At 42.1% G+C, this 23,500-nt stretch carries 24 protein-coding genes; 11 read left to right on the top strand and 13 right to left on the bottom strand.

What is annotated here, in order from left to right; translation table 11 throughout:
* Positions 1 to 10 precede the first annotated feature (10 nt).
* Positions 11 to 1,546, top strand: a complete 1,536-nt coding sequence (locus BLW16_RS08860) for an OmpP1/FadL family transporter (protein ID WP_090556233.1) — start codon at positions 11 to 13, stop codon at positions 1,544 to 1,546.
* A 57-nt stretch (positions 1,547 to 1,603) separates the two neighbouring features.
* On the opposite strand, the gene BLW16_RS08855 is transcribed toward BLW16_RS08860, so the two are convergent.
* Positions 1,604 to 3,412: a UbiD family decarboxylase gene (locus BLW16_RS08855; RefSeq protein WP_090556503.1), complete on the bottom strand. Its 1,809-nt coding sequence runs from the start codon at positions 3,410 to 3,412 to the stop codon at positions 1,604 to 1,606.
* A 95-nt stretch (positions 3,413 to 3,507) separates the two neighbouring features.
* Positions 3,508 to 3,987 carry a Dps family protein gene (locus BLW16_RS08850; protein WP_090556232.1) on the bottom strand — a complete coding sequence of 160 codons (480 nt, stop codon included), beginning with the start codon at positions 3,985 to 3,987 and terminating at the stop codon, positions 3,508 to 3,510.
* A 183-nt stretch (positions 3,988 to 4,170) separates the two neighbouring features.
* On the opposite strand from BLW16_RS08850, the gene BLW16_RS08845 reads away from it, so the two are divergent.
* Positions 4,171 to 5,538, top strand: coding sequence for a LysM peptidoglycan-binding domain-containing protein (locus BLW16_RS08845; protein ID WP_090556231.1), 1,368 nt, complete (start codon positions 4,171 to 4,173; stop codon positions 5,536 to 5,538).
* Positions 5,528 to 6,169, top strand: a complete 642-nt coding sequence (locus BLW16_RS08840) for a uridine kinase family protein (protein WP_090556230.1) — start codon at positions 5,528 to 5,530, stop codon at positions 6,167 to 6,169. The genes BLW16_RS08845 and BLW16_RS08840 overlap by 11 nt, the downstream gene beginning before the upstream one ends.
* Positions 6,170 to 6,172: 3 nt before the next feature.
* Here BLW16_RS08840 and BLW16_RS08835 read toward each other — a convergent pair whose 3' ends face one another.
* The 5 genes from BLW16_RS08835 to BLW16_RS08815 all read right to left on the bottom strand — a co-directional run bounded on the left by BLW16_RS08835 (position 6,173) and on the right by BLW16_RS08815 (position 11,852).
* Positions 6,173 to 6,832, bottom strand: coding sequence for a CoA transferase subunit B (locus BLW16_RS08835; protein WP_090556229.1), 660 nt, complete (start codon positions 6,830 to 6,832; stop codon positions 6,173 to 6,175).
* Between the two features lie 15 nt (positions 6,833 to 6,847).
* On the bottom strand, positions 6,848 to 7,549 hold the full coding sequence (locus BLW16_RS08830; RefSeq protein WP_090556228.1) for a CoA transferase subunit A: 702 nt from the start codon (positions 7,547 to 7,549) through the stop codon (positions 6,848 to 6,850).
* Between the two features lie 101 nt (positions 7,550 to 7,650).
* On the bottom strand, positions 7,651 to 8,748 hold the full coding sequence (locus BLW16_RS08825) for a PQQ-dependent sugar dehydrogenase (protein WP_090556227.1): 1,098 nt from the start codon (positions 8,746 to 8,748) through the stop codon (positions 7,651 to 7,653).
* A gap of 147 nt (positions 8,749 to 8,895) precedes the next feature.
* Entirely contained in the window at positions 8,896 to 11,268 is a 2,373-nt protein-coding gene (locus BLW16_RS08820) for an endonuclease MutS2 (protein ID WP_090556226.1), read from the bottom strand.
* A 2-nt stretch (positions 11,269 to 11,270) separates the two neighbouring features.
* On the bottom strand, positions 11,271 to 11,852 hold the full coding sequence (locus BLW16_RS08815) for a DUF4296 domain-containing protein (RefSeq protein ID WP_090556225.1): 582 nt from the start codon (positions 11,850 to 11,852) through the stop codon (positions 11,271 to 11,273).
* 70 nt (positions 11,853 to 11,922) lie between these two features.
* Between BLW16_RS08815 and BLW16_RS08810 the strand changes: the two genes are divergently transcribed.
* From BLW16_RS08810 to BLW16_RS08790, 5 genes are read left to right on the top strand one after another with little or no spacing between them, the layout of a single operon-like run.
* Positions 11,923 to 12,609, top strand: a complete 687-nt coding sequence (locus BLW16_RS08810) for a YggS family pyridoxal phosphate-dependent enzyme (RefSeq protein ID WP_090556224.1) — start codon at positions 11,923 to 11,925, stop codon at positions 12,607 to 12,609.
* Positions 12,609 to 13,073, top strand: a complete 465-nt coding sequence (locus BLW16_RS08805; RefSeq protein WP_090556223.1) for a GNAT family N-acetyltransferase — start codon at positions 12,609 to 12,611, stop codon at positions 13,071 to 13,073. The genes BLW16_RS08810 and BLW16_RS08805 overlap by 1 nt, the downstream gene beginning before the upstream one ends.
* Positions 13,070 to 13,891 carry a DUF3298 and DUF4163 domain-containing protein gene (locus tag BLW16_RS08800; protein WP_175470524.1) on the top strand — a complete coding sequence of 274 codons (822 nt, stop codon included), beginning with the start codon at positions 13,070 to 13,072 and terminating at the stop codon, positions 13,889 to 13,891. The genes BLW16_RS08805 and BLW16_RS08800 overlap by 4 nt, the downstream gene beginning before the upstream one ends.
* Positions 13,892 to 13,893: 2 nt before the next feature.
* The gene (locus tag BLW16_RS08795) at positions 13,894 to 15,168 is read left to right on the top strand and encodes an aspartate kinase (protein WP_090556221.1); all 1,275 of its coding nucleotides are present in this window, start codon (positions 13,894 to 13,896) and stop codon (positions 15,166 to 15,168) included.
* A complete protein-coding gene (locus BLW16_RS08790; protein WP_090556220.1) occupies positions 15,161 to 16,342 on the top strand; it encodes a class I SAM-dependent methyltransferase in 1,182 nt (393 codons plus the stop codon). The genes BLW16_RS08795 and BLW16_RS08790 overlap by 8 nt, the downstream gene beginning before the upstream one ends.
* A gap of 50 nt (positions 16,343 to 16,392) precedes the next feature.
* Here the strand turns inward: BLW16_RS08790 and BLW16_RS08785 are convergent, their stop codons facing one another.
* The 5 genes from BLW16_RS08785 to BLW16_RS08765 form a co-directional block, all read right to left on the bottom strand.
* Positions 16,393 to 16,590 (bottom strand): cold-shock protein, encoded by a 198-nt coding sequence (locus BLW16_RS08785; protein WP_090556219.1) that lies wholly within the window; start codon positions 16,588 to 16,590, stop codon positions 16,393 to 16,395.
* Between the two features lie 80 nt (positions 16,591 to 16,670).
* On the bottom strand, positions 16,671 to 17,306 hold the full coding sequence (locus BLW16_RS08780) for a peroxiredoxin (protein ID WP_090556218.1): 636 nt from the start codon (positions 17,304 to 17,306) through the stop codon (positions 16,671 to 16,673).
* Positions 17,307 to 17,476: 170 nt separating this feature from the next.
* Positions 17,477 to 18,394, bottom strand: coding sequence for a DUF72 domain-containing protein (locus BLW16_RS08775; RefSeq protein WP_090556217.1), 918 nt, complete (start codon positions 18,392 to 18,394; stop codon positions 17,477 to 17,479).
* A 134-nt stretch (positions 18,395 to 18,528) separates the two neighbouring features.
* Positions 18,529 to 19,626, bottom strand: coding sequence for a S1C family serine protease (locus BLW16_RS08770; protein WP_090556216.1), 1,098 nt, complete (start codon positions 19,624 to 19,626; stop codon positions 18,529 to 18,531).
* Between the two features lie 6 nt (positions 19,627 to 19,632).
* Complete coding sequence (locus BLW16_RS08765) at positions 19,633 to 20,199, bottom strand: RNA polymerase sigma factor (RefSeq protein ID WP_090556215.1); 567 nt, start codon at positions 20,197 to 20,199, stop codon at positions 19,633 to 19,635.
* Between the two features lie 143 nt (positions 20,200 to 20,342).
* On the opposite strand from BLW16_RS08765, the gene BLW16_RS08760 reads away from it, so the two are divergent.
* From BLW16_RS08760 to BLW16_RS08750, 3 genes are all read left to right on the top strand, one after another.
* Positions 20,343 to 20,561, top strand: a complete 219-nt coding sequence (locus BLW16_RS08760; RefSeq protein ID WP_090556214.1) for a hypothetical protein — start codon at positions 20,343 to 20,345, stop codon at positions 20,559 to 20,561.
* Positions 20,562 to 20,662: 101 nt separating this feature from the next.
* Positions 20,663 to 22,009: an adenylosuccinate lyase gene (purB, locus tag BLW16_RS08755; RefSeq protein WP_090556213.1), complete on the top strand. Its 1,347-nt coding sequence runs from the start codon at positions 20,663 to 20,665 to the stop codon at positions 22,007 to 22,009.
* Between the two features lie 76 nt (positions 22,010 to 22,085).
* A complete protein-coding gene (locus BLW16_RS08750) occupies positions 22,086 to 22,637 on the top strand; it encodes a NifU family protein (RefSeq protein WP_090556212.1) in 552 nt (183 codons plus the stop codon).
* A gap of 65 nt (positions 22,638 to 22,702) precedes the next feature.
* Here the strand turns inward: BLW16_RS08750 and BLW16_RS08745 are convergent, their stop codons facing one another.
* Entirely contained in the window at positions 22,703 to 23,497 is a 795-nt protein-coding gene (locus BLW16_RS08745; RefSeq protein ID WP_090556211.1) for an inositol monophosphatase family protein, read from the bottom strand.
* Positions 23,498 to 23,500 lie beyond the last annotated feature (3 nt).

Here is a 23,500-nt window from a genome sequence, read left to right as displayed (position 1 = left end):
AAAATTCTAAATGAAAAAATTCATTCAACTATTAGTAGTAGCTATAGTAGGTACTACAGGTAATATATATGCCCAAGATGGAGTATATGCAGGCGATGCATTAAGATTTTCCCGTACTGATTACGGAAGTTCTGCACGTTTCAAGGGTCTGGGAAATGCCCAGATCAGTTTAGGTGGTGACATCAGTTCTATCGGCGGTAACCCTGCCGGTTTAGGTATGTTCACCCGCTCAGAATTCAGTGTAACTCCTGAGTTCAATAACATTCAGTCTAATGCCAGCTTCCTTGGCCAGCAAACCAAATCTACTAAAAACCAGTTCAATCTGAACCAGGCTGCGGTAGTATGGTACAATCCTGTGGTCAAACCTAAAGGTTCAGATCTGAATAAAGGAGTACTGAGTTTTGTATGGGGAATCGGGTATAACAGAAACAATGATTTCTATCAAAATAACAACTATCAGGGACGGAACAGCAGCAACTCTATCTCAAATTCGTTTGCAGAGCAAGCTAATGGCATAGCGACGGGTAACTTGGATTACATTCCGGCAGCTGCTTATCAGGGATATTTGATTGACGAAACGTCACGTGGTAGCGGACAATATGCTTCCGTAACTACGGCCGCCAATGACCAGAACCAAAGCGAAATCAGACAGGGCTCAACGTCTGAATTCAATTTTGCAGGTGGTATGAATATCTCCAATAAACTGTATCTGGGAGCAAGTATAGGTTTTGTAGATGTACGTTATACCAGTGATAAATTATATACTGAGTCCGGCATAGTTACGAAAACTATTCTGCCTACCCTTCCTACAACCGATAACCCAAATCCTTCAGCCCCCCCTGCAGTTGGTGAAACTTATAACCTGGCTTACAGAACATACCAGAGTACCAGCGGATCAGGTGTTAACGGACGTATTGGAGCAATCTACAAACCAATTGATATTGTTAGGATTGGCGCTACGTTCCAATTGCCTACATGGATGCATGTTGAGGACGACTATTCAGAAGTACTTGATACACGTTTTTCAGGAGGCAATAACTTCACCGGAAACGTAATTAATTCAAACTTCAATTACAACCTGCGTACTCCATACAAAGCATCTCTTGGTGGTAGTGTAATCATCGCAAAAAATGCTTTATTAACAGCAGACCTTGATTATGTGGATTACGGAACTACTCACTTTTCAGTAAGTGATGGCTATAGCGATATCATCGCAGATAACAATGCTTATATTAAAGAGAATTATACCAACGCCCTTAATTACAGGGTCGGTGGTGAATACAGAATTGAAAATTTTAGTCTGAGAGCTGGTTATGGAGTGAATGGCAGTCCATATAAAGATGATGACAAAAATACTTTTGATGTGAAATATTATTCAGGTGGTATTGGCTACAGATTCAGCATGTGGTATATAGATGCTGCTTATCAGCGTACTACAACTACAAATACATTCAGCCCTTATGAATTGAATAACTTTAGCGAGCCTATAGCTTCTGCAAAACTGGCAAGAAACAATGTATTTCTAACATTAGGAGTGAAATTCTAATATTTAATCATATAAAAAATCCCCTGCTCCTTACCTGAACAGGGGATTTTTTTATGATTAAATTCCAAATCTGTCAATCCGGCGTTCCACTTCAGCATCCTTGATCAGCTCAGGTGCATGATGCGGCTTTTTCCTGGCGTCAATAACCAGAGGCCCGGCACAACCCCAGTGTTTATCTTTTGTAAATGCACCTATACCATATATATCTGCTGCAGGATTGCTCCTGGTAAAAGTTACCCATACAAAGTTATTGATAGTTTCAGCAGTAAACGCAGCATCGTCACATAAGATGATTAATGCAAGTCCTTCCAGAGAAATGTCTTTTAGCTGTAGGTTAAGTTCAGAAACAAGCAGTTCGGTTTCAGCCGCATTTTTATAAGGAGAAATACTAATAGCCATTACCCCCGGCATCACCATATGATGGTCATTAAAATTGTCAGGAAACCTGAAACCAGCCGGTTCAGTAACCGATAACACTCTTTTTTGCTCACCAGCTGCAGCAAATACCACCTTCGACCCACTGTTTAAACCTTCCCCACTATAGTCAAGCGTATCAATGGTAGTCTGCGTATAAAAGTGAAGGTCACGGCTGAAATCTATTCGTGACAAAATATGATGAAGGAATACCTCAATATCGTGAGTATCTAAATTTTCATTGTCTTCGCGTGCAGCGATAAATACATATTTGGCTAAACTCAACTGGTTTTTACCCAGGATATGATTGGCAATGGTCAGGATTTCCTGAGGCCTGCGCTCTTTTAAGAACGGGGTATACCTTTCGCTGCCAATGGCAAACAAAAGCGGATGTACCCCCGCAGCATCAACTGCATTCACTTCCTTTAACCCATGGATCTCCTGCGGCAATGCCGAACCGGTAATTTCATGGATCAGTGCGCCAAAACTGGTATCCTCCTGCGGAGGGCGCCCTACAACGGTAAATGACCAGATCGCATCCTTACGGTGATAAACGTTATGTACTTTTAGCAAGGGAAAGGGATGGCTGAGACTATAATACCCCAAGTGATCGCCAAAGGGGCCTTCAGGCTTGTTTTCTCCGGGCTGAACTGTTCCGGTGATCACAAAATCCGCATCTGCGGAAATACAAAAACCTTCATCGTCATAAAAATAACGGAAACGGCGGTTCCCGAGCGCTCCCGCAAAAGTCATCTCAGATAATCCCTCGGGTAACGGCATCACTGCTGCAAGGGGGTGTGAAGGCGGGCCTCCGACGAAGATGCTGACCTTTAAAGGTATACCTTTTGCATTGGCCTTGCTCTGGTGCACGCCTATCCCTCTGTGGATCTGGTAATGCAACCCGACTTCCTGATCTTTGATATATTCATTACCTGCCAGCTGTATACGGTACATCCCCAGGTTTGCATTCATCACCCCTGGTTGATCTGCGTCTTCAGTATATACCTGGGGCATGGTAATAAATGGCCCGCCATCCATTGGCCAGTTCACAATCTGCGGAAGCTGACTGATAGTTGTTTTTTGAAATGCAGATTTAAACAACTGCTGCTGCATGGGTAAAGCAGAAAAGGCCGTGAGCCCTGCCCCGGCAAATTTAAAAGGGTTTTTCAATGCCTTTATGGGATCAGAACGGAGATCAACCAGCTGCCCAACACGCTGCAGGCTGTCACGGAACATAAATTTTGACCTTTCCAGGGTTCCGAAAAGATTAGATACAGCAGGAAAAGGACTTCCTTTTATCTTTTCAAAAAACAAGGCAGGTCCTTTTTGTTCATACACCCGCAGGTGAATGGCAGCCATTTCCAGGTAAGGATCTACCTCTTCTTTTATACGTAATAAATGGCCGTGTTTCTCCAGATCAGCAACACATTCAGCCAGGCTTTTATATCCCATCGGATCAAAGGTATGAAGTATTTTTTTGGGTATAGGGCCGAAAACAAGAAAAACCATGCGGTCTGCACGGTTTTTACATATCTAATTGAATTAGCTTATTTTTTACCAGCGAAAGAACGCAGCATCCAGGTGTTTTTCTCTTTGTACTGCATGAACCTGTTCACCATGTCGTTTGTACCGTCATCACCTGCATTTGCAGAAGCTTCCATCAACTCACGTTCCAGCTGGATCAGCAGTGACATATCATCCAGGATAGCATCAACCATGGCAAGGTCCTGAAGGCCTATCGTGTTGATCTCTTTGATCACTGACTCATTGATATAATCAGTAAAACGGCTGTGTGGCGGTTTGCCCAGTGTTAACACGCGTTCGGCTATTTCGTCAATAGTTTCCTGCGCATTGGTATACAACTCTTCAAATTTAACATGCAAAGTAAAGAAGTTCTGTCCCTTGATATTCCAGTGGCATCCTCTTAATTTTTGATAGTGAATATGATAGTTTGCCAGATAATCATTCAGCAGATCTACAACTGCCTTCACTTCTTTCTCAATCAAACTAATTTCTTTTGCGTCCATAATATTTTATAAATTTATTTTGTTTAGTAACCTATAGGTAATAAACAAATATACATTGCAAATGGTTTTTTAAAAAGCGGGATGATTACAATACACTTCTGGAATTTCCGTTTAATATTCATAATTCAGGCTCTTATATATTATTCGTATAATTGCCTAACTAATCATTCATAAGGACTATTAATGCATAGATATTATATACTGGCGATATTTGCCATCTTCCTGAATTTTTCGGCGGCAAAAGCTGATCATCTGAGAGATTCCATCGGCGTTGAAAATTTAAAAGGCAAGAAGATTATATTACACCAGGTCATAGCCAAGGACACCTATTATTCGATTTCCAGAAGATATAACGTCAGCCCGAAAGTGATCATGACCTTCAATAATGATAAATATTTATCACTCGGGGTTATCATAAAAGTACCTACAGATATTCCATTTTCGGAACCCAGAGCTGTGAAATCAGGAACGGCCTCAAAGATGTCCCCTGAGACTAAGACCTCAGCTCCGGCCAGCACTACCCTGGCCGTGGGAAAACCTGCTGCAGCTACTGAAGAGAATACGACTTTAATAGAACACTCAGTCCAGCGGAAGGAAAACCTGAATATAATTGCCAAAAAGTATGGCACAACAGTAGACGAAATTAAACGGGTGAACAACTTACGGTCTATCAATCTTCAGATCGGGCAGGTATTAAAAATCCCGGCGAAAGAAGGAACAGCTACAGATGAAACAACCGGAACGGTCGCACAGGCCCCGGCTGCACCTGTAACTACTGCTCAGGCAGCAACAGCTCCTATCGCAAAGGCGCCGGCTAATACAGGCGCGGGAAATACAGGTCCTGTCACAACAAACCCGGCTGGTACAACAACTCCGCCCGTTACAACGGCAGCAGTTCCAGTACAAGGTCAGTACAAGAAACCGGATACCTCAAAGAAAACTGAAACAGTAGTCAATAAGGCTGTACCTGTGCAGCTGCCAAAACAGGAAGCTCCTGTTTCCAAAGACCAGCTGGTAGTACACACCGTTGCCGGCAATGAAACGATGTATTCTATAGCCACCAAATACAGCCTGACATTAGATCAGCTGAAAGCAAAGAATAACCTCAGCACCAACTCCCTGTATGTTGGTCAGAAATTACTGATCAGCGGTCAGTACCCTGTAAACGGGGAGCACACAACAGATCCTGCTTCTTTAAGTTCTGACACCGCTGAATCTGTTAAAAACCCATCATTGCGATTGCCGCCCAGCCGCTACGGACTGAGCCAGATGGATGAGAAAGGTACCGGTGTATGGATCATGGATCCCGATCTGGATTCCTCAAAAATGCTGGTCCTGCACCGCAGTGCACCCGTCGGAACAATCATGAAAATCACCAATCCGATGAGTAACAGATCAACTTTTGCAAAGGTTGTTGGTAAATTTACAGAGAATGAGTCTACAAAAGATGTTATAATTGTAATGACAAAAGCGGTAGCTGATGCATTGGGTGCATTAGATAAGCGTTTTTTGTGCAATCTAACGTACAGTGGACAAGCAAATGAACAATAACAAGCCTTATATTATAGGTGTTGCAGGAGGAAGCGGCTCAGGTAAAACCTTTTTTTTAAAATGTTTTCTACATCACTTCAATCCTGAGGAAGTATGTTTAATCTCACAGGATGATTACTACAGGCCGAAGGAACTTCAGAAGATTGATGAGAACGGCTGGATCAATTTTGACGTACCCGAGGGTATTGATGACGAAAAGTTACTGAACGACCTGAAATTACTGATCTCCGGAGGTTCAATCGAAAAAAAAGAATACACGTTTAATGTAAACGAGGAAAATGCGCGTCTGCTCAATATCACCACTGCCCCTATCATCATTGTAGAAGGTTTATTCGTTTTCCACTACCCTGAAATCGCTAAATTATTCGATCTTAAGATCTTTATGGATGCTGATGAAGAGATCACACTTAACCGGAGGATCTCCCGCGATGAAATAGAACGCGGTTACACCCGCGATATGGTCATGTACCAATGGGTTAACCACGTGATTCCTGCCTATAAACAATATCTTTTACCTTATAAAGAGTCCTGTCAAAAGATCATCCTGAACAATAAACACGTTGCTGATGATATCATCACGATCTCCAAAGAGATATCAGATGAGCTAAAGGAAACTGTACTGATCCCATAGGGATCAGTTTAAATCCATCTCTTTCACATCTGCTTCAGCAAACAATTTCCCTGAGGTAGATTGAATAATAAAATCAACGCTCACTCCCGGGGCACGCTCAATTAACCTGAAGCCACCTTCGGGTAAGATATCCAGCACGGCAAGTTCCGTGACCACTTTTCTGATACAGTTTACCCCTGTCAGCGGCAAAGTACAGCTTGGTAAAAGCTTACTCTCCCCTGCTTTATTGATATGCTGCATGGCAACAATGATATTTTTTGCCGATGCAACGAGATCCATGGCACCGCCCATTCCTTTCACCATTTTACCGGGAATCTTCCAGTTGGCAATATCACCATTTTCCGATACTTCCATTGCTCCGAGTATTGTCAGGTCTATTTTCTGACTTCTGATCATTCCAAAGCTCATAGCAGAGTCAAAAACAGATGAACCAGGCAAAGTGGTGATCGTTTGTTTGCCTGCATTGATCATATCGGGATCTTCTTCGCCTTCAAAAGGAAAAGGGCCCATCCCCAGTAAGCCATTCTCAGATTGCAGCACTACATTTACTCCTTCAGGAATGTAATTGGCAACCAGTGTGGGAATTCCTATTCCAAGGTTAACATAATAACCATCTTTTATTTCTTTAGCGATACGTCTCGCTATTCCGTTCTTGTCTAACATATACTTCTGATTGGATTAGCCACGAGGCCTGGTGGTACGCTGCTCAATTCTCTTTTCGTAATCTGCTCCCTGGAAAATACGGTGAACATATACGCCGGGTGTATGGATATGGTCGGGGTCCAGTTCACCCGGCTCAACCAGTTCCTCTACTTCGGCGATGGTAATTTTACCTGCCATAGCCATCACAGGATTAAAGTTACGGCTTGTGGAGCGGAAGATCAGATTTCCTGCGGTATCTCCTTTCCATGCTTTTACCAGCGCAAAATCTGCATCAAATGCATATTCCATCAGGTATTCTTTTCCATTAAAGTTCCTTGTTTCCTTGCCTTCCGCCACTTCAGTACCCACGCCGGCAGGTGTGAAAATTGCAGGCATGCCGTACCCCGCAGCCATGCAGCGTGTAGCTAATGTTCCCTGCGGGATAAGCTCCACCTCGAGTTCAGCACTTAAGAGCTGACGCTCAAATTCGGCATTCTCACCTACATAGGAAGAGATCATTTTTTTTACCTGGCGCGTTTTGAGTAACAGGCCGATCCCAAAATCATCTACCCCCGCATTGTTGGAGATGCAGGTAAGGTCTTTCACACCTTTTTTTACCAGTGCCGAAATGCAATTTTCAGGAATACCGCATAGTCCGAAACCACCCAGCATCAACGTTTTGCCGTCTGTGATATCGCGGATGGCTTCTTCAGCCCCCGATACTTTTTTATTGATCATATATTTGGTTTGACAGCTAAATTATAGATAAAAACAAATCCCACCAAATATCAGATGGAATTTAAAATTGTTTCTCTGGTGATAAACTTTGCAGGAAATGACTATTTCGTAGATACCTCTATGATCTTATCATCAACGCCATTGCTGGTTGCGAGGTATACTTTTCCATCGGGCGACTGACACACGGCTCTCAGCCTGCCAAACTGGTTCAGGAAAAAATCCTGACTGCCGGTAACCTTATCACCAGTTTCATCAAGTTTCAGCTGTACCAGTTTAGTACCCTTTAAAGTGACCATCAGCAGGGAATTTTTCCATTGCGGAAGATAATCAGAATCATAATATATTAACCCTGAGGGGGCGATAGTGGGTGTCCATGCCATCATAGGCTCAGTGACTTCATTCAAAGCACAAAAAGCTTTTTCTGTTGTAGTATTGCAAAAGCCTTCAATATTTGGCCATCCATAGTTTTTACCCTTCTCAATCAGATTGACCTCATCATCGTTATTCGGCCCGTGTTCTGAAGAATATACTTTATTGTTTGCAAGCACCAGTCCCTGAGGGTTGCGGTGTCCATAGGTCCAGATCCGGTTTCCGGGAAAAGGATTGTCCTCAGGAATTGAGCCATCCAGGTTTATCCTCAATATCTTACCCGATAAACTACTGGTATCCTGCGCATTTGCGGCTGTATTGGCATCCCCGGTAGTAACCAGTAATTTCATGTCCGGCGTGATCAGCAGGCGTGAGCCGTCGTGATTGGAAGATGCGGGGATTTGATCCAGTAACACCAGCGGCTCCAGCAGTACACCATTATTAAACGTAAAGCGTACTACTTTACCCCGGTAATTGGTCCCGCTTTTGTAATCATAAATAACATATACATAGGGATTATTGTTGAAATCAGGATGCAATGCCATTCCAAGCAGCCCCCCTTCTCCTGTGCTGTTCACTTCAGTGATCGTATGTACCAGGGCAATTACGCCGTTCTTCGGATTCAGACGGCTGATCTTTCCGGCCCTTTCGGTAAACCAGATATAGTTATCCGATCCGTAAACCATTTCCCATGGAAAGACCAGAGATTGGGTAAGAACCTCTGTTTTTAGTTCGGCATCGGGCAGTTTCTTTTCACTCTCATCACCCCCGCCTTTTTCGCAGGCTGACAGGATAAACAGGCTAAAAATTAAAGTAAATATTCTTCTCATCTATTTAATTTATTGTTTCAATTCTTAGATAAAGCCTTTGACGATTAAATAATTATGGCCTCTGAGCCTAATAATTATTTTAATCACAGCAGGTTCATAGCACAGTGTTTACAGTACAACAGGTGTCTGATGAAAAAGTTTAGTTAATTAATTGAAATACACATACGTTATACCATCTCCCCCTCTGTCTGCATGTTCGTCTTCCACACGGTTTACCTCCCGGTATTTTTTGAGGTATTCCCTGATCAGTTTTCTGAGGATACCATCTCCTTTACCATGGATCAGTTTAATAAACGGAAAGCCCAGCATGATCGACTTGTCCATATATTTCTCCACTTCCTGGATGGCATTCTCCCCGCGCATACCACGGAGATCCAGCTCTGCACTAAAACTGCCGATGGCCTCGGATATCCTTCCTGAGAAAGAATTGCTTTGCACTACCTTCTTTGCCTGTTTATTGCTGATCTTCTGTACACGTTCTTTTTTAACCACAGAACGCAGATCACCCAAAGCTAAAACCAGATTGCCGCGGTTGATTTCAAGAACCTGTCCAGTAGTTTCGCTGTTGAGTAACTGCACCCAGTCGCCCACTTCAATAGGCGTACCCAACGGAACGGCCTTTTCGGGTTTCTTCTCTTCCTTAACCTGGTGCTGCACCAATTCCTTTTGCAGATTTTGCCGCAATTCTTTGGTGGCCACTTTATCTGCCTGGTTTTCTTTAATACCTGCGATGGTATTTTCTACCAGCTTATTTGCATTTTTAATGATCGCCTGTGCCTCGAGTTTCGCCTCTTTGAGGAGTGTCTTCCTGTTTTCGTCAAGAAAGAGCTGTAATTTTTCATTCTCAGCAACGAGGTTTTTTACTTTATTCTGCTGATTGGCCAGGTGAACCTTGGTATCATAAATCTGTTTTTTCTCCCGTTCCAGGTCTACCAGCAAACTGTCTATACGGTTCTGGTTAGTACCGGTCTTTTTCCTTGCCAACTGGAGCACTTCCTTTTGAAGGCCGATATTCTGTGCAATCTCAAAAGCATAAGAACTTCCGGGCTTGCCAATTTCCAGTACATACAGGGGTTTCATTTTATCATTATCAAATAACATCGAAGCATTTTCCAGCCCCGGCGTATTTCCGGCAAACAACTTCAGATTGGAATAATGCGTGGTAATCACCCCTCTTACCTTTTTGTTGTTCAATACTTCAAGCACAGCTTCGGCCATGGGGCCTCCAAACTGGGGGTCAGTACCTGTACCGAACTCATCGATCATCACCAGGGATTTTGGAGTGGCATGGGCTACAAAATACCGCATTTTTGTTAAATGCGCGCTATAGGTACTGAGGTCGCTTTCTATACTCTGGTCATCGCCGATATCGGCAAAGATATTGTCAAAAATACCGACTTCACTTGATTCATGGACAGGAATCAGTAAACCAGACTGCAGCATCAGCTGTAATAATCCGACGGTTTTCATGCAAACTGATTTTCCTCCTGCATTGGGTCCTGAAACAAGTACGATCCTCAAATTCTCATTCATATGAATATTGAGCGGAACCACTGTTTTTTTATCTTCCTTGAAGGATAAATACAATAAGGGATGCCGTGCATTGATCAATTTGATCCGTGGTTCTGCTACCAGAACAGGCATATCAGCTTCAACTTCAATGGCAAACAGCGCCTTTGCCCGTACAAAATCCAGTTTGGTAAGGAATCCATGATAAGAGAGCAATAACGGCTGATAAGGCCTCAAATCGTCTGTAAGGGCAATTAAGATTCTGATGATCTCCCGCCTTTTATCAAATTCGAGGTCCCTGATCCTATTGTTGAGCGTAAATACTTCCTCAGGCTCCAGGTAAACGGTCTGCCCGCTTGCAGATTCATCATGGATAAAACCTTTAAGCTTGCGTTTATGGTCAGCAATGATAGGGATACACATTCTTCCGTCACGGATGGTCAGGCTTCCGTCCGCCACCCAGTTACTGGCTACAGCCTGCCGGTAAATGCTGTCCATACGTTTGCGTACTTCCTGTTCGCCTTTGGCAATATCACTGCTGATCTCCTGTAATTTTGCGGAAGCATTTGGTTTGATCTTTCCTTTGGGATCCAGAATGGTCTCTATTTTCTTCAGGATATTCTTCTCTACGGGGAGATGTTCAAAGAGTGCTTCCAGGTTGGGATAAACGCCGGCTCTTTCTTCAAAGAAGCGCAGCACCGAAAATACAGTTTGCAGGGACTGATAGATCTGGAAAAGTTCATCTTCCAAGAGGTAACTGCCCTCCACCCGGATCTTGTCGGCCAGGGATTTTATATCAAAAAAAGTACTGATCTGCAGTGGTTCCTGATTCTCCAGTATATTTTTAAATTCTTTAGTCTGTCTTAAAAATTTGTTGATCTGATCATATTTGTTCATCACCTGCATCTTGCCGATCATGTATTGCCCCATAGGGCTCAGGCAGTGCTTATAGATGAGTTGCTTCACTTCATTGAAGCCAAGTCTTTCTAAACAATTATCGGGATATATCATGTTTAATTTACCTTTTTAGGCGCATCAGCTCTCTTTATGCTTTTCAGTCTGGCTTTCTCCGCGCTATCTTTTTTTGCCTTTTTAACTGTCAGTGCTTTAGTTGCAATTTCAATCTTCACTTTGGCTGTGCTGTCCTTTTTTGCTTTTTTTACAGAATCTGCCCTGGCGGCCACCAGTTTAGGGTTAGCCCGGTCTGCACTGTCTTTCTTCATCTTTTTTGCAGCCTCTTCTTTCTTCAGGATTTTAGCCTGGATTTTGTCGATACTATCTTTAGATTTTTGCAGGCTTGCCGTTACATCAGCATAGATACCACCTATATCATCTACATGGTCATAGTAATAGTTCATGCTTCTGTTGTAGATGACCGAATCTATACCATATTTTTTATAGATCGCTTTATAATAAGATGAACCAACTTTTTTTGCCGAATCGGGAACAGGAATGGTGGAAATATAACCGTCAGCTATATGCATATCATATAAAACAAGACGTATTACTTTTGGCTGGATGATGTCCTCCGGTATTTTACGTCCGCATCCGCCAATCAGGATGAACACCAGGCCGGCCCAACAAAATCTTCTCATTGTGTGTAAAACATTATTTTTTCTTAGCAAATTGAACTAAGGTTGTTAATTTTACCAAAAATACTGATAAATGAGCATAGCAGACAACTTAATAAAATATAAAAAGGAATTAGAAGGGGAAAACGTTGAATTGATTGCCGTATCAAAATTTAATGATACAAGTGCTGTTTTAGAAGCCTACAATGGAGGTCAGCGGATATTCGGGGAAAACATTGTTCAGGAACTGGTAGAAAAGCAGGAAGCCCTGCCTAAAGACATAGCCTGGCACATGATTGGTCACTTGCAGACAAATAAAGTAAAATACATTGCGCCCTTTATCAAACTGATCCAATCGGTAGACAGTGCCAAACTGCTGGCAGAGATCAATAAACAGGCGGCAAAAAACAACCGCGTGATCGATTGCCTGCTGCAGGTCTATATTGCTGATGAAGAAACAAAATTCGGACTGGATCACGCTGAAGTGATTGAACTGCTGCGGTCAGAGGAATACCTGATGATGAAGAATATCCGCATCACAGGGCTGATGGGCATAGCAAGTAATCATGCGGAGGAAAAACAGACCAAGGATGAATACCAGGAGCTGAAGGTACTTTTCGACGGAATCAAACTAAGCTTTTTCAGAAAGGAAGATTCCTTCAGGGAACTTTCCATGGGTATGTCCGGCGATTATAAACTGGCTATCGAAGAAGGCAGTACAATGGTGCGGATCGGAAGCAGCATTTTTGGCGTACGAAAAATAAAACATTACAAGGCATAATGGATATCCAATTGAGAGCTGCTGTAAAGGAAGACTGTTCAAGGATGCTGGAGCTGATCACTGAGCTCGCAGTATATGAGAAGATGCCCGATGAAGTGACCGTTAAACTTTCAGAATTTGACGAAGCAGGTTTTGGCGAAAAACCGGTCTGGAAGGCCTTTGTTGCAGTATATGAAAACAAAATTATTGGTTTCGCTTTATATTACATCAGGTACTCCACCTGGAAAGGCTGCCGTTTATATCTTGAAGACTTCATTGTAACCGAAGATTTCAGGGGAAAGGGAGCAGGCAAATTATTGTTTGAACGGGTGATGAAAGAAGCGAAGGACAAAAACTACAATGGTATGTCCTGGCAGGTGCTCGACTGGAATGAGCCAGCCTTAAATTTCTACCGTAAATACGAAGCACAGTTTGAGAGCGGATGGTTAAATGCCTCTTTCAGCAAAGAACAAATAATAGTATGAAAAAGATTCTAATTGCATTTGCAGTCATTACATCAGTATATGCCTGTACCAATCAGAAAAAGACTGATAAAGTAATTGATTCGGCAGCGGCCGTTGCCACGCAGGCAGATACAGATTCACTGACCTATTCCTATGATTCTGTAAAGGTTTACAGTAAAACACCTGTTTCTAAAAACACATTGGTTACAGATACGGCAGAAGCGGTGATCATCTATCCTGTTTTCCGGGATCAGACCATCAATAAGTTTCTGGAAGAGCGGATCATTGGTTTGGCGGGCAAACAGGGTATCCATAAAAATTATAAAGAGCTTGCTACAACGTTCATTAAAGAATTTGACACCTACCGGGCCGGTAACCCCGGTACGCAGGAAAGCTGGTTTGCGCATATTGACCTGAAGATGAAGGCCAACTACCCCAATTACATTTCCGTATTGGTGATTTATTCTGATTATAAGGGTGGCGCGCATCCCAATACGCTCTTTACTTATTTGAATTATAATCCAAAAACCTACCAGACCATTACTCTGGATTCGCTGATCAGGGCTGAGGGTATGCCCAAATTAAGGGCTTTAGGAGAGCGTATTTTCAGAAAGGATGAAAATCTGGCTCCCAATGCAAGCCTCTCAGATGGTTATTTTTTTGCTGAAGGTGTTTTTAGCCTGCCTGAAACATTTACAGTCACAAAAGAGGGAATTAAGTTCCTGTATAACCCTTATGAAATTAAGGCCTATGCTGCAGGAATCACAGAATTGACCATCCCTTTCTCAAAAATAAAAGATATCATGAAAGAAAGTTCCATTTTAGTAAATTTTAAATAAGCATGGAAGTATACAAATTTGGCGGGGCTTCCGTTAAGAGTGCCGGGGCAGTAAAAAATCTAGCTGAAATCATTAGAAATTCCGGTCAAAAAAACCTGCTGATCGTGATATCTGCCATGGGGAAGATCACTAATAAACTGGAGGAACTATCCAATGCCTACATCTTTGGTCAGGAGAACACACACGAACTGCTGGATGAGATTAAAGCTTATCATTTCAACATTATAAACGAACTTTTCAGCAACCATACACACCCTGTATTTGATGACGTAGCAAATTCATTTGTAGAAATCGAATGGCTGCTTGAGGAAGAGGCCAATGATGCCCCGGATTATATTTATGACCAGATTGTTTCCATAGGCGAAATACTTTCCACAAAAATTGTAGCTGCCTGGCTGAATGAATGCGGCATTCCTGTCAAATGGATAGATGCCAGGAATTTTATTAAAACTGACAATACCTACCGGGAAGGAAAAGTAGACTGGGATAAAACTACCGTGGAAATACAGAAACACCTAAGCCCCGTGATTGAAAACGGCATTGCTGTAACACAGGGATTTATAGGCAGTACCAGTGAAAATTTCACCACTACCCTGGGCAGGGAAGGGTCTGATTATTCAGCGGCCATTTTCTGTGCCTGCCTGGATGCTGCTGCATTAACCATATGGAAAGACGTTCCGGGGGTGCTGAATGCAGACCCGAAATGGTTTGATGAAACAGAACATATTCCGCAGCTCTCCTACCATGATGCGATTGAACTTACTTACTACGGAGCAACGGTCATTCACCCGAAAACTATAAAGCCCCTGCAAAACAAGAATATTCCGTTATATGTGCGTTCATTTCTTCATCCTGACGGAACCGGCACGCAGATCAATGGGGAAAACAGCCCGCTGCCCGTTCCTTCCTTTATTTTTAAAGTTAACCAGGTGCTGATCTCTATCTTTCCAAAAGATTTCTCTTTCATTATTGAAGAAAACCTGAGTGATATTTTCAGTCTCTTCCATCAGCACAAGGTAAAAGTAAATACGATGCTCAATTCTGCGATCAGTTTTTCTGTGAGTGTAGATCATGACGAAGAGAAAATCAGTAATTTAATCAATGAACTATCAACGCTGTACAAAGTGAAGTACAATAAAGGCCTGGAGCTGGTGACGATCCGTTATTATAACCAGGATACGATCAACCGCGTAACGGTAAATAAAGATATTTTGCTGGAGGTGAAAAGTCGCCACACCTGCCAGATGGTGATGAAAGACAGGTCAGCTATTGAATAGCCTGATCACCGATAGCGCCGTACAGGAGTATATCCGGGAGCATCTGAATGCCGATGTGCATACAATTGCGATGGCAAAAAGTCCTTTCCCGGGTATTACAGGACAGGAACTGGCCAATCAGATTGCTGCAAGGAAAAAGTCTTCAAAAAAACTCCCCTCCTGGTTTAACACGGCTGGTATTTATTACCCGCCATTGCTGTCCATAGAACAGTGTTCTTCTGAGGTCACTGCCGCATACAAAGCCCAGTTGTGTAACGGAACTACGCTGATAGACCTTACCGGCGGTTTTGGCGTAGACAGTCATTATTTTTCCAGGGTAAACCAATCGGTTACGCATTGTGAGCTCAATAAAGAACTCTCGGCCATTGCCAGCCGTAATGCGCCTTTACTGGGGCAGCACAATATCAATTTCATTTCCGGAGATGGGATGAAACTAATCAGAAATACCAGTCAGCATTTTGATACAGTATATATAGACCCTGCGCGGAGAAGCAATTCCGGTAAAGTATTTATGCTCAGGGATTGTACGCCTGATGTGGTAGAGAACCTGGATCTGCTGCTGAATAGCACCAACCGCCTGCTGATCAAAACAGCTCCCCTGCTGGATATCAGCGCCGGACTGAAAGAATTGAGGCATGTATCCGCCATACACATCGTAAGTGTCAGAAATGAATGTAAAGAATTGATATGGGTGTTGGAGAAAGGTTTCGGAGGCCGCACACAGATCGTCAGTACCACGCTGAACGGCACACAAAAACAGTTCAGTTTTCTGATGGGAGATGAAGTTCGGGCAGCCATTTCGGGTACACCGGCTCCCGGAGATTATTTGTACGAGCCGGATGTGGCATTACTGAAAAGCGGAGCTTTTAACCTGATCGCTGAAAGGTATCAGCTCAGTAAATTCCATCACCAAACCCAGTTATACACTGCCAATCAAATCGATGAATCATTTCCGGGGCGTATATTCAGGATAGATGAAGTGCTGTCCGCCGGTGTGGTCAAGAAAGAGAAAGACCTGAGGGGAAGTGTTATTGTCAGAAATTACCCTGATAAAGCAGCTGTACTGGTGGAAAAGTACCATATCAAATCAAGCGACACGCAGTTTATGATCTTTACACAAAGCGCGTCTGCAGGTAAGATCATACTTAAAAGCACGATCATACAGCATTATTAAACAATAAAGCCTCCCTGCGCAGGAGGCTTTATTGCGGCAGTTAAAAGAAATTACGCTTTTTTCACTTTTACGGCCTGTAAACCTTTTTTGCCTTCAGCCACTTCAAACTCGACATCGTCATTCTCCTGAAGACTGTCTATACCGCCAAGGACATCTTTAAAATGGACAAAAATATCCTTATTGCCATCATAGACAATAAAGCCATATCCCTTCTGTTTGTTAAACCACTTAACTTTTCCGTAACTCATAAAATTCCAATGTATAAATTAATATTTCTCTATAGTTCTCAACTATATCAAACTTAAAGAAAATCAATAAGTTTTAAAAATTATTTGTTCGGTTGCGGAGTAGTCCTCAGGTACGGTTTTATAACTTTGTGACCTTTGGGAAACTTAGCCGGTATATCCTCCGTTTTGATGCTGTTCATTACGATCACATCATCCCCGTCTTTCCAGTCGGCCGGTGTAGCTACGCTATATTCAGCAGTAAGCTGAAGCGAGTCAATTACCCTTAGCACTTCATTGAAGTTTCTTCCAACCGATGCAGGATAAACAATCATCAGTTTTACCTTTTTATCTGGTGAAATGATAAATAAAGATCTTACAGTCTGCGTTTCAGAAGCGTTCGGATGAATCATATCATACAGATTGGCAACTGTTTTGTCCTGGTCAGCAATGATCGGAAATTCTACTGTAGTATTTTGAGTTTCATTGATATCGTTGATCCATGACTGATGAGACTCAACTGAATCCACGCTCAGCGCAATAACTTTTACGTTTCTTTTTTCAAATTCACTTTTAAGCTGAGCTGTACGGCCAAGCTCTGTAGTACAAACAGGTGTATTATCTGCCGGATGTGAAAAGATCACTCCCCAGTTATCACCCAGAAATTCGTAAAAATCAATATCTCCTATTGATGTTTTAGCTTGAAAATTTGGAGCAACATCTCCGATTCTGATACTCATAGTCTTATTATTTAATTTTAAAATCGTTGTATAATTTAAATGAACTTAAACTTACCCGGTGATCAGTTCAAAAGTAATCACTATTTTAATTGGAAATAAAATTATAACATCCCCAAATATGGTTATAGCTGCCGGATAAGACTACTAATATAGTAGATATTTAAGTATTCTCAAATAAACAGTGAAGGCTGTATCTGAATTTCCGGAATTTGACTTCCCAATGTCTTATTGAAGGATTTTATTGCATGAGCTGCCAGCCGGACTGACTCCCGTTCGTCATGCTGATGCAGGAAGAAATAGGTCTTTTTCAGACCATTATCCTGCCATTCCTTTATACGCTCTGCCCAGAGATCAATTCTTGCAAAATCTGCTTCTCTGAAATCAACGCCATTACCGATGAACCGGATGAATACTTCCGGGACCGTCACTTCCATATGCAAAACATCCCGCCTGCCTGCAACATCTGTGATTACTGCTCCCTTATTCAGTGCTGTAAACATTTCGAACACATCCTTCCGGTAAGAGGGCTCCGAAAACCATTCTTCGTTCCTGAGTTCGGTAAACACATTCAAGTCCTTCGGAAGAGATTTCAGGAAATCTTCCAACGCACTGAAGCTGTTGGGGCCAAAACTGTCACTCATCTGCAGGAAGCAGGGACCAAGATGCGCTCCGAATTCAAAAACAGAAGTTAGAAATTCATCTGTGGCCCTTTCGACACCCTTAAGTCTTTTATAATGGCTGATCGTTTCCGGGAACTTAGGGCAGAACAGGAACCCATCCTTCGCATTGTCTGCGGCCTGTTTCTGCCATTTCCTAACGGTCTCTACAGTGGGGATCTTATAATAGGCAGCATTTAATTCAATGGAATTAAAATGTTTTGCATACTCAATCAGAAAGTTTGCCGCTTTCGTTTTTGGGGGATAAAGAAAGCCTACCCATTCGGGCAAACCCCATTTGGCACAACCTACATAAACATCGGCTTTGCCGGTACTTTTTTCATTTAATACCTTTTGATTCTGCAGCCCGTCTTTGGGAAGCAGAAAATTTATAGACTTAACTTCTTTGCTGGCAACTTTTCCAAACTCCATAATAGCACAACTAAATTCTAACTCATACAATATTACTAATAAAATTAGTAATATTCAATACCGCACTAAACTTTGATTCAACAAAAAGCCCCGGAACAATTGCTGTCCGGGGCTTCTTAAAATAAAAGAGAACTCTAATTATATACATTGATCATATAAACGTACTTCCCGATCTTGTCTATCTGTTTGGTTCTGCTCAGGCCCTGCAATGGATTCTTTTTAGAAAAGACTGCTTTTTTGCCCAATGAATCCGAAGGTATTGCATTCAGCGCTTCCAGGATATATTTAGATTTAACAGCAAAGGCTGCACCTTCCACCTGATTTTCTTTGGCTGTGATCAGACCGATAATATTGCCCTGATCATCCAACAAGGGTCCTCCGCTGTTTCCCGGGTTAATCGGAATAGAAACCTGATACTGTGTAGTATCACCACCATGGCCTGTTTTTGAACTCACATAACCTTCACCAAGCACCACGTCATCCTTTGGATAACCCAGGGTATACACATTCTCTCCCATTCCGATGCTGTTCTTTTTCAGCTTATACGGAGGGTTTGCCAATGGCGTAAAAGAATTATCAATGATCTTCAGAATAGCAATATCATACTGAACATCACGATAGGCAACTTTAGCTTTGAAGGATTCACCTTTGCTATTCTGTACATACACAGAATCAGCATCTCTCACCACGTGGTAATTGGTACACAGGTACCCGTTTGCAGTGAGTGCGAAACCGGTTCCTCCGAATTTTGCAGAGCTTGCCAGTCCTTTAGGAACTTTAGGCCCGGCAGAATTGAGTGTTCTTACCAGTTTGTTCTGGTTATTCTTGATCGTAGTGATCTCACGTCTCATCACTTCATAAGTACCGTTCTGTTTGGTATTGTGCTGTATGGAATAAATAGAAAATATAGTCAGCAGCAGGAACGAGGCAGCGATTGCAACAGCAGACTTATTCTTACGCCACAGATTAACAATGAAAGATGGGTGCGGTCTCATCTTTTCAGTAAGCCCGGCAACATCAATACGTGCATGTGCATGGTCCATCTGCTGTTTCAGGGAAAGCACCCTGCCATATTGCGCTAAAGATTCAAGAAAAACTTTATGTGCAACAACTCTATGGTCAATCACGGGATCATCGAGGCGCAGCTGTTCAAAAGCTTTTGCTTCCTCAGCGGTCAGTTTACCCTGCAGGTAATCTTCAATGATGGTTTCTAATGCTATATCGTTTCTCATTACGTATTATGATTGAAAAAATAGTTTTTTTAACCTCTGCAGACATTTATACTTCTGAGTTTTGACATTATCCGTATTGGTATAGCCAAACTTCTCGCATATATCCTGCATGGAGAGATTGTTAATATAAAAGTCCTGAATAATAGTTTTGCAAGGTTCCCCGAGACTGACCAGGGCCGAACCCATTTTTTCAAACTGTAGCTCTTTTTCTTCGTGCTGTTCCAGATCAACTTCTACGGCAACCACATCTTCAAGATCGGAAAGGTTATTGATCTTCTTACTTTGCTGTGTGAGTTTTTTTAACCAGATACGCCTGCATACCGAATATATATAGGTCTTCAGTTTACTGCTTAACTCAAAATCTCCGCTCCTGATCTTATTATATAAAACAATAATCGCTTCCTGATAAACATCTTTTGCATCATCTTCGTCACCGTTATTATTTAAAATAAACTGTAAAACCATCGGAAAATAACCAATGTACAGCCGGTTTAGCGCATCTTCGGAGTTATTTAGTATCCCTAAAACAACCTCTCTATCTGTTGGAACTGAACTGCTTAACTTATTACTCACTAATTAATACATTTATACGTGAATGGTAACCCAATATTAGACAAAAAAAATATTCTTTGACCTTTTTTTAAATAGGCGGGTTACCTTTTAAAGATTGTGGTATTAATCTGTAAAATTAATTAATTATTTTAAACAGAATTCAAATGAAAAACTTATTCAAATTAGGCTTCGCAGCATTAGCAATCTCTTTATCAGTAGCAGCATGTTCAGGTGAGAAAAAAGCTGAAACTACAGATACAACTGTAACTGATTCTTCAACTATCACTACTGATGTTGATACTTCAGTTAAAGATTCAACTGTAAAAGATACAGCTGTTAAAACTACTACAACTGAAGTTAAAAAAGATAGCGTAGCTAAATAATAAGCTTAAATAACTTTTATAAGAGGCTTTGGATAATTCCAAAGCCTTTTTTTTGTGCCCGCATTTTGGTACATTTGCATTTTGCAAAACCATTCTGATTCATGAATTTATCTCCTTTACAAGCGATATCACCAGTTGATGGCCGCTATAGAAATACCACACAAAACCTTGCTCAGTATTTTTCTGAACATGCGCTGATCAAATACAGGGTATACGTTGAAATTGAATATTTCATCGCATTATGTGAAACCGGATTAACAGGACTTGCGGCGTTCGACAAAGCAAACTACAGTCAGCTGCGCGCGATCTTCAACGACTTCAGTGCTGAAGATGCTCAGGAAGTTAAGGATACGGAGAAAATTACCAATCATGACGTGAAGGCTGTTGAATACTTTATCAAAAAGAAATTTGATAACTTAGGTTTACAGGATTTCAAAGAGTTCATCCATTTTGGACTGACCTCTCAGGATATAAACAATACTGCAATACCCTATACCTTTAAACTGGCACTGACAGCAGTATATTATCCTCAGATCGGTCAGCTGATCAGCAGGCTGCAGGAGCTGGCGGGCGAATGGAAGGACATCCCTCTGCTGGCACATACACACGGGCAACCGGCCTCCCCTACTAAACTGGGCAAAGAGTTCCTTGTATTTGCCGAAAGACTGGAGATACAATTGGCAAACCTGAAGAGTATTCCCAACAGTGCCAAGTTCGGTGGTGCCACCGGAAACTTCAATGCCCATCATATCGCATACCCGGGGATCAACTGGGTAGATTTTTCCAATAATTTTGTCAACAATATCCTGGAACTAAGCCGTGCACAGCATACCACACAAATTGAGCACTACGATCAGTTTGCGGCACAGTGTGATGCCTTAAAAAGGATCAATACGATTATTATTGACCTCGACAGGGATATCTGGGCATACATCTCCAAAAACTATTTCAAGCAAAAAATCAAAGAAGGAGAAGTTGGCTCTTCGGCCATGCCACACAAGGTAAACCCGATCGACTTTGAAAATGCAGAAGGTAACGCGGGGATTGCCAATGCCTTATTTGAGTTCTTCGCAGCTAAACTGCCGATCTCCCGTTTGCAGAGAGACCTGACGGATTCAACTGTATTGAGAAACGTAGGCGTACCTATGGCCCATACAGTAATTTCAATCTCTTCTACCCTGAAAGGGCTCAATAAACTGTTACTTAACAATGAAGCTATTGCGGCCGATCTGGAAAACAACTGGGCCGTAGTTGCAGAAGCGATTCAGACGGTATTACGAAGAGAAGCCTATCCTAACCCCTACGAGGCACTGAAAGACCTCACACGTACCAATCAGAAGATCACGGCACATACCATGGCCAACTTTATTGACGGCCTGCAGATCGATGAAGACCTGAAGCAGGAACTGAAACAAATTACGCCTTTTAACTACACAGGCGTGTTTTAACATATAATGACCTAAAACAGACATCGATATCTGCATTTGAATTACGAATTATTTATTTTTGTAAGAAAAAGAGACCATGACTATTAACGTATATACAGAACAAACCCCGAATCCTGCCACTATGAAGTTTATGGTAAATAAACTTCTGATCAATGGCAGTGAAGATTTCGCCACCAGGGAAAGTGCAGAACACTCTCCATTTGCGAAAGAATTATTCAAGTTTAATTTTGTAAGCGGGGTATTTTTTGCGAGTAACTTCGTTACCGTTACAAAAACAGAAGATGCTGAATGGGCAGATATTGAACCGATACTGAAAGAGTTTGTTAAAGGTGCTGTTGAATCAGAATATAAAATTAAAGAAGCTACCGCTGAAGAAACCCCTGATTTTGAAGGATCTGACCTGGAAGTGAAGATCCAGCAGATTTTGCATGATTACGTTCGCCCTGCTGTTGAACAGGACGGTGGCGCAATCAGTTATAAATCTTTTGAAGAAGGTGTAGTAACTGTTGAACTTCGCGGTTCATGCAGCGGATGTCCTTCATCAACCATCACCTTAAAATCTGGTATACAGAATTTATTGCAGCGTATGGTTCCTGAAGTGAAGGAAGTTGTTTCCAACGCACTGTAAAGAAGAATTAACAAAAGAAGCTGTTTCACATTGACTGTGAAACGGCTTCTTCGTTTATACAATAATTAGCTGTTAAAATTTCGCTGCAATGCTTCAAGCATCTCTTCGTTAAGCAGCCCGTTGGTAGCCAGGATCTCCCGCTGATTGATAAATTCATCGCCCCCGCTAAAATTCATGATCCTGCCTCCTGCCTGCTGCACCAGGTAAGCGCCACCAGCTACATCGTAAGCATTCAGGTTATATTCAAAAAAAGCATCAAATCTGCCGCAGGCTACATAAGCCAAGTCAACTGCCGCTGAGCCAATTCTCCTTAAACCATGTGTTTTCTGCATGAGTTCTGTCAGCAGCTGCATAAACTGCGGCTGTTTGTCAAACTGGTAATAGGGAAAGCCCGTTGCCAGCAAACTCTCAGAAAGACTGCTCCGTTGCGATACCCTGATCTCCTCATTGTTCAGAAAGGCAGGTGCATCTTTATAGCTGTAGAACATTTCCGCCCTGTTGATCTCATATACCAAACCCAAAACGGGCTTATCTTCTTCATATAATGCAATGCTGATTGAATAGGTGGGTACGCCATGAATAAAATTAGTGGTCCCATCCAGCGGGTCAATGATCCAGTTATAGGTTTTCCCGGTGGTATTGACGGTATCTTCTTCTGTGGTAAAACCAGCACCGGGTATCAATTTTGAAAGGTTATCTACCAGTTGTTCTTCAGCAGTTTTATCCACGTAGGAAACCAGGTCGTTCAATCCTTTCAGTTCGATAGCATTGGCATTGAAATTCATTGATTCCTTTCTGATGAAATTGCCTGCCAGTCGCGCAATGGCGATCACTTGTGTACTCAGTAATTCGTAATTCAAATC

The sequence above is a fragment of the Pedobacter hartonius genome (assembly GCF_900107535.1).
GTDB lineage: Bacteria > Bacteroidota > Bacteroidia > Sphingobacteriales > Sphingobacteriaceae > Pedobacter > Pedobacter hartonius.
The sequence above is the reverse complement of the archived record's forward strand: the minus strand, read 5'-3'. Positions and strand labels throughout refer to the sequence as shown.

Coding starts and splice junctions, on each gene's coding strand:
- BLW16_RS08860 (WP_090556233.1), top strand. CDS start 11: ATGAAAAAATTCATTCAACTATTAGTAGTAGCTATAGTAGGTACTACA.
- BLW16_RS08855 (WP_090556503.1), bottom strand. CDS start 3,412: ATGGGATATAAAAGCCTGGCTGAATGTGTTGCTGATCTGGAGAAACAC.
- BLW16_RS08850 (WP_090556232.1), bottom strand. CDS start 3,987: ATGGACGCAAAAGAAATTAGTTTGATTGAGAAAGAAGTGAAGGCAGTT.
- BLW16_RS08845 (WP_090556231.1), top strand. CDS start 4,171: ATGCATAGATATTATATACTGGCGATATTTGCCATCTTCCTGAATTTT.
- BLW16_RS08840 (WP_090556230.1), top strand. CDS start 5,528: ATGAACAATAACAAGCCTTATATTATAGGTGTTGCAGGAGGAAGCGGC.
- BLW16_RS08835 (WP_090556229.1), bottom strand. CDS start 6,832: ATGTTAGACAAGAACGGAATAGCGAGACGTATCGCTAAAGAAATAAAA.
- BLW16_RS08830 (WP_090556228.1), bottom strand. CDS start 7,549: ATGATCAATAAAAAAGTATCGGGGGCTGAAGAAGCCATCCGCGATATC.
- BLW16_RS08825 (WP_090556227.1), bottom strand. CDS start 8,748: ATGAGAAGAATATTTACTTTAATTTTTAGCCTGTTTATCCTGTCAGCC.
- BLW16_RS08820 (WP_090556226.1), bottom strand. CDS start 11,268: ATGATATATCCCGATAATTGTTTAGAAAGACTTGGCTTCAATGAAGTG.
- BLW16_RS08815 (WP_090556225.1), bottom strand. CDS start 11,852: ATGAGAAGATTTTGTTGGGCCGGCCTGGTGTTCATCCTGATTGGCGGA.
- BLW16_RS08810 (WP_090556224.1), top strand. CDS start 11,923: ATGAGCATAGCAGACAACTTAATAAAATATAAAAAGGAATTAGAAGGG.
- BLW16_RS08805 (WP_090556223.1), top strand. CDS start 12,609: ATGGATATCCAATTGAGAGCTGCTGTAAAGGAAGACTGTTCAAGGATG.
- BLW16_RS08800 (WP_175470524.1), top strand. CDS start 13,070: ATGAAAAAGATTCTAATTGCATTTGCAGTCATTACATCAGTATATGCC.
- BLW16_RS08795 (WP_090556221.1), top strand. CDS start 13,894: ATGGAAGTATACAAATTTGGCGGGGCTTCCGTTAAGAGTGCCGGGGCA.
- BLW16_RS08785 (WP_090556219.1), bottom strand. CDS start 16,590: ATGAGTTACGGAAAAGTTAAGTGGTTTAACAAACAGAAGGGATATGGC.
- BLW16_RS08780 (WP_090556218.1), bottom strand. CDS start 17,306: ATGAGTATCAGAATCGGAGATGTTGCTCCAAATTTTCAAGCTAAAACA.
- BLW16_RS08775 (WP_090556217.1), bottom strand. CDS start 18,394: ATGGAGTTTGGAAAAGTTGCCAGCAAAGAAGTTAAGTCTATAAATTTT.
- BLW16_RS08770 (WP_090556216.1), bottom strand. CDS start 19,626: ATGAGAAACGATATAGCATTAGAAACCATCATTGAAGATTACCTGCAG.
- BLW16_RS08760 (WP_090556214.1), top strand. CDS start 20,343: ATGAAAAACTTATTCAAATTAGGCTTCGCAGCATTAGCAATCTCTTTA.
- purB (WP_090556213.1), top strand. CDS start 20,663: ATGAATTTATCTCCTTTACAAGCGATATCACCAGTTGATGGCCGCTAT.
- BLW16_RS08750 (WP_090556212.1), top strand. CDS start 22,086: ATGACTATTAACGTATATACAGAACAAACCCCGAATCCTGCCACTATG.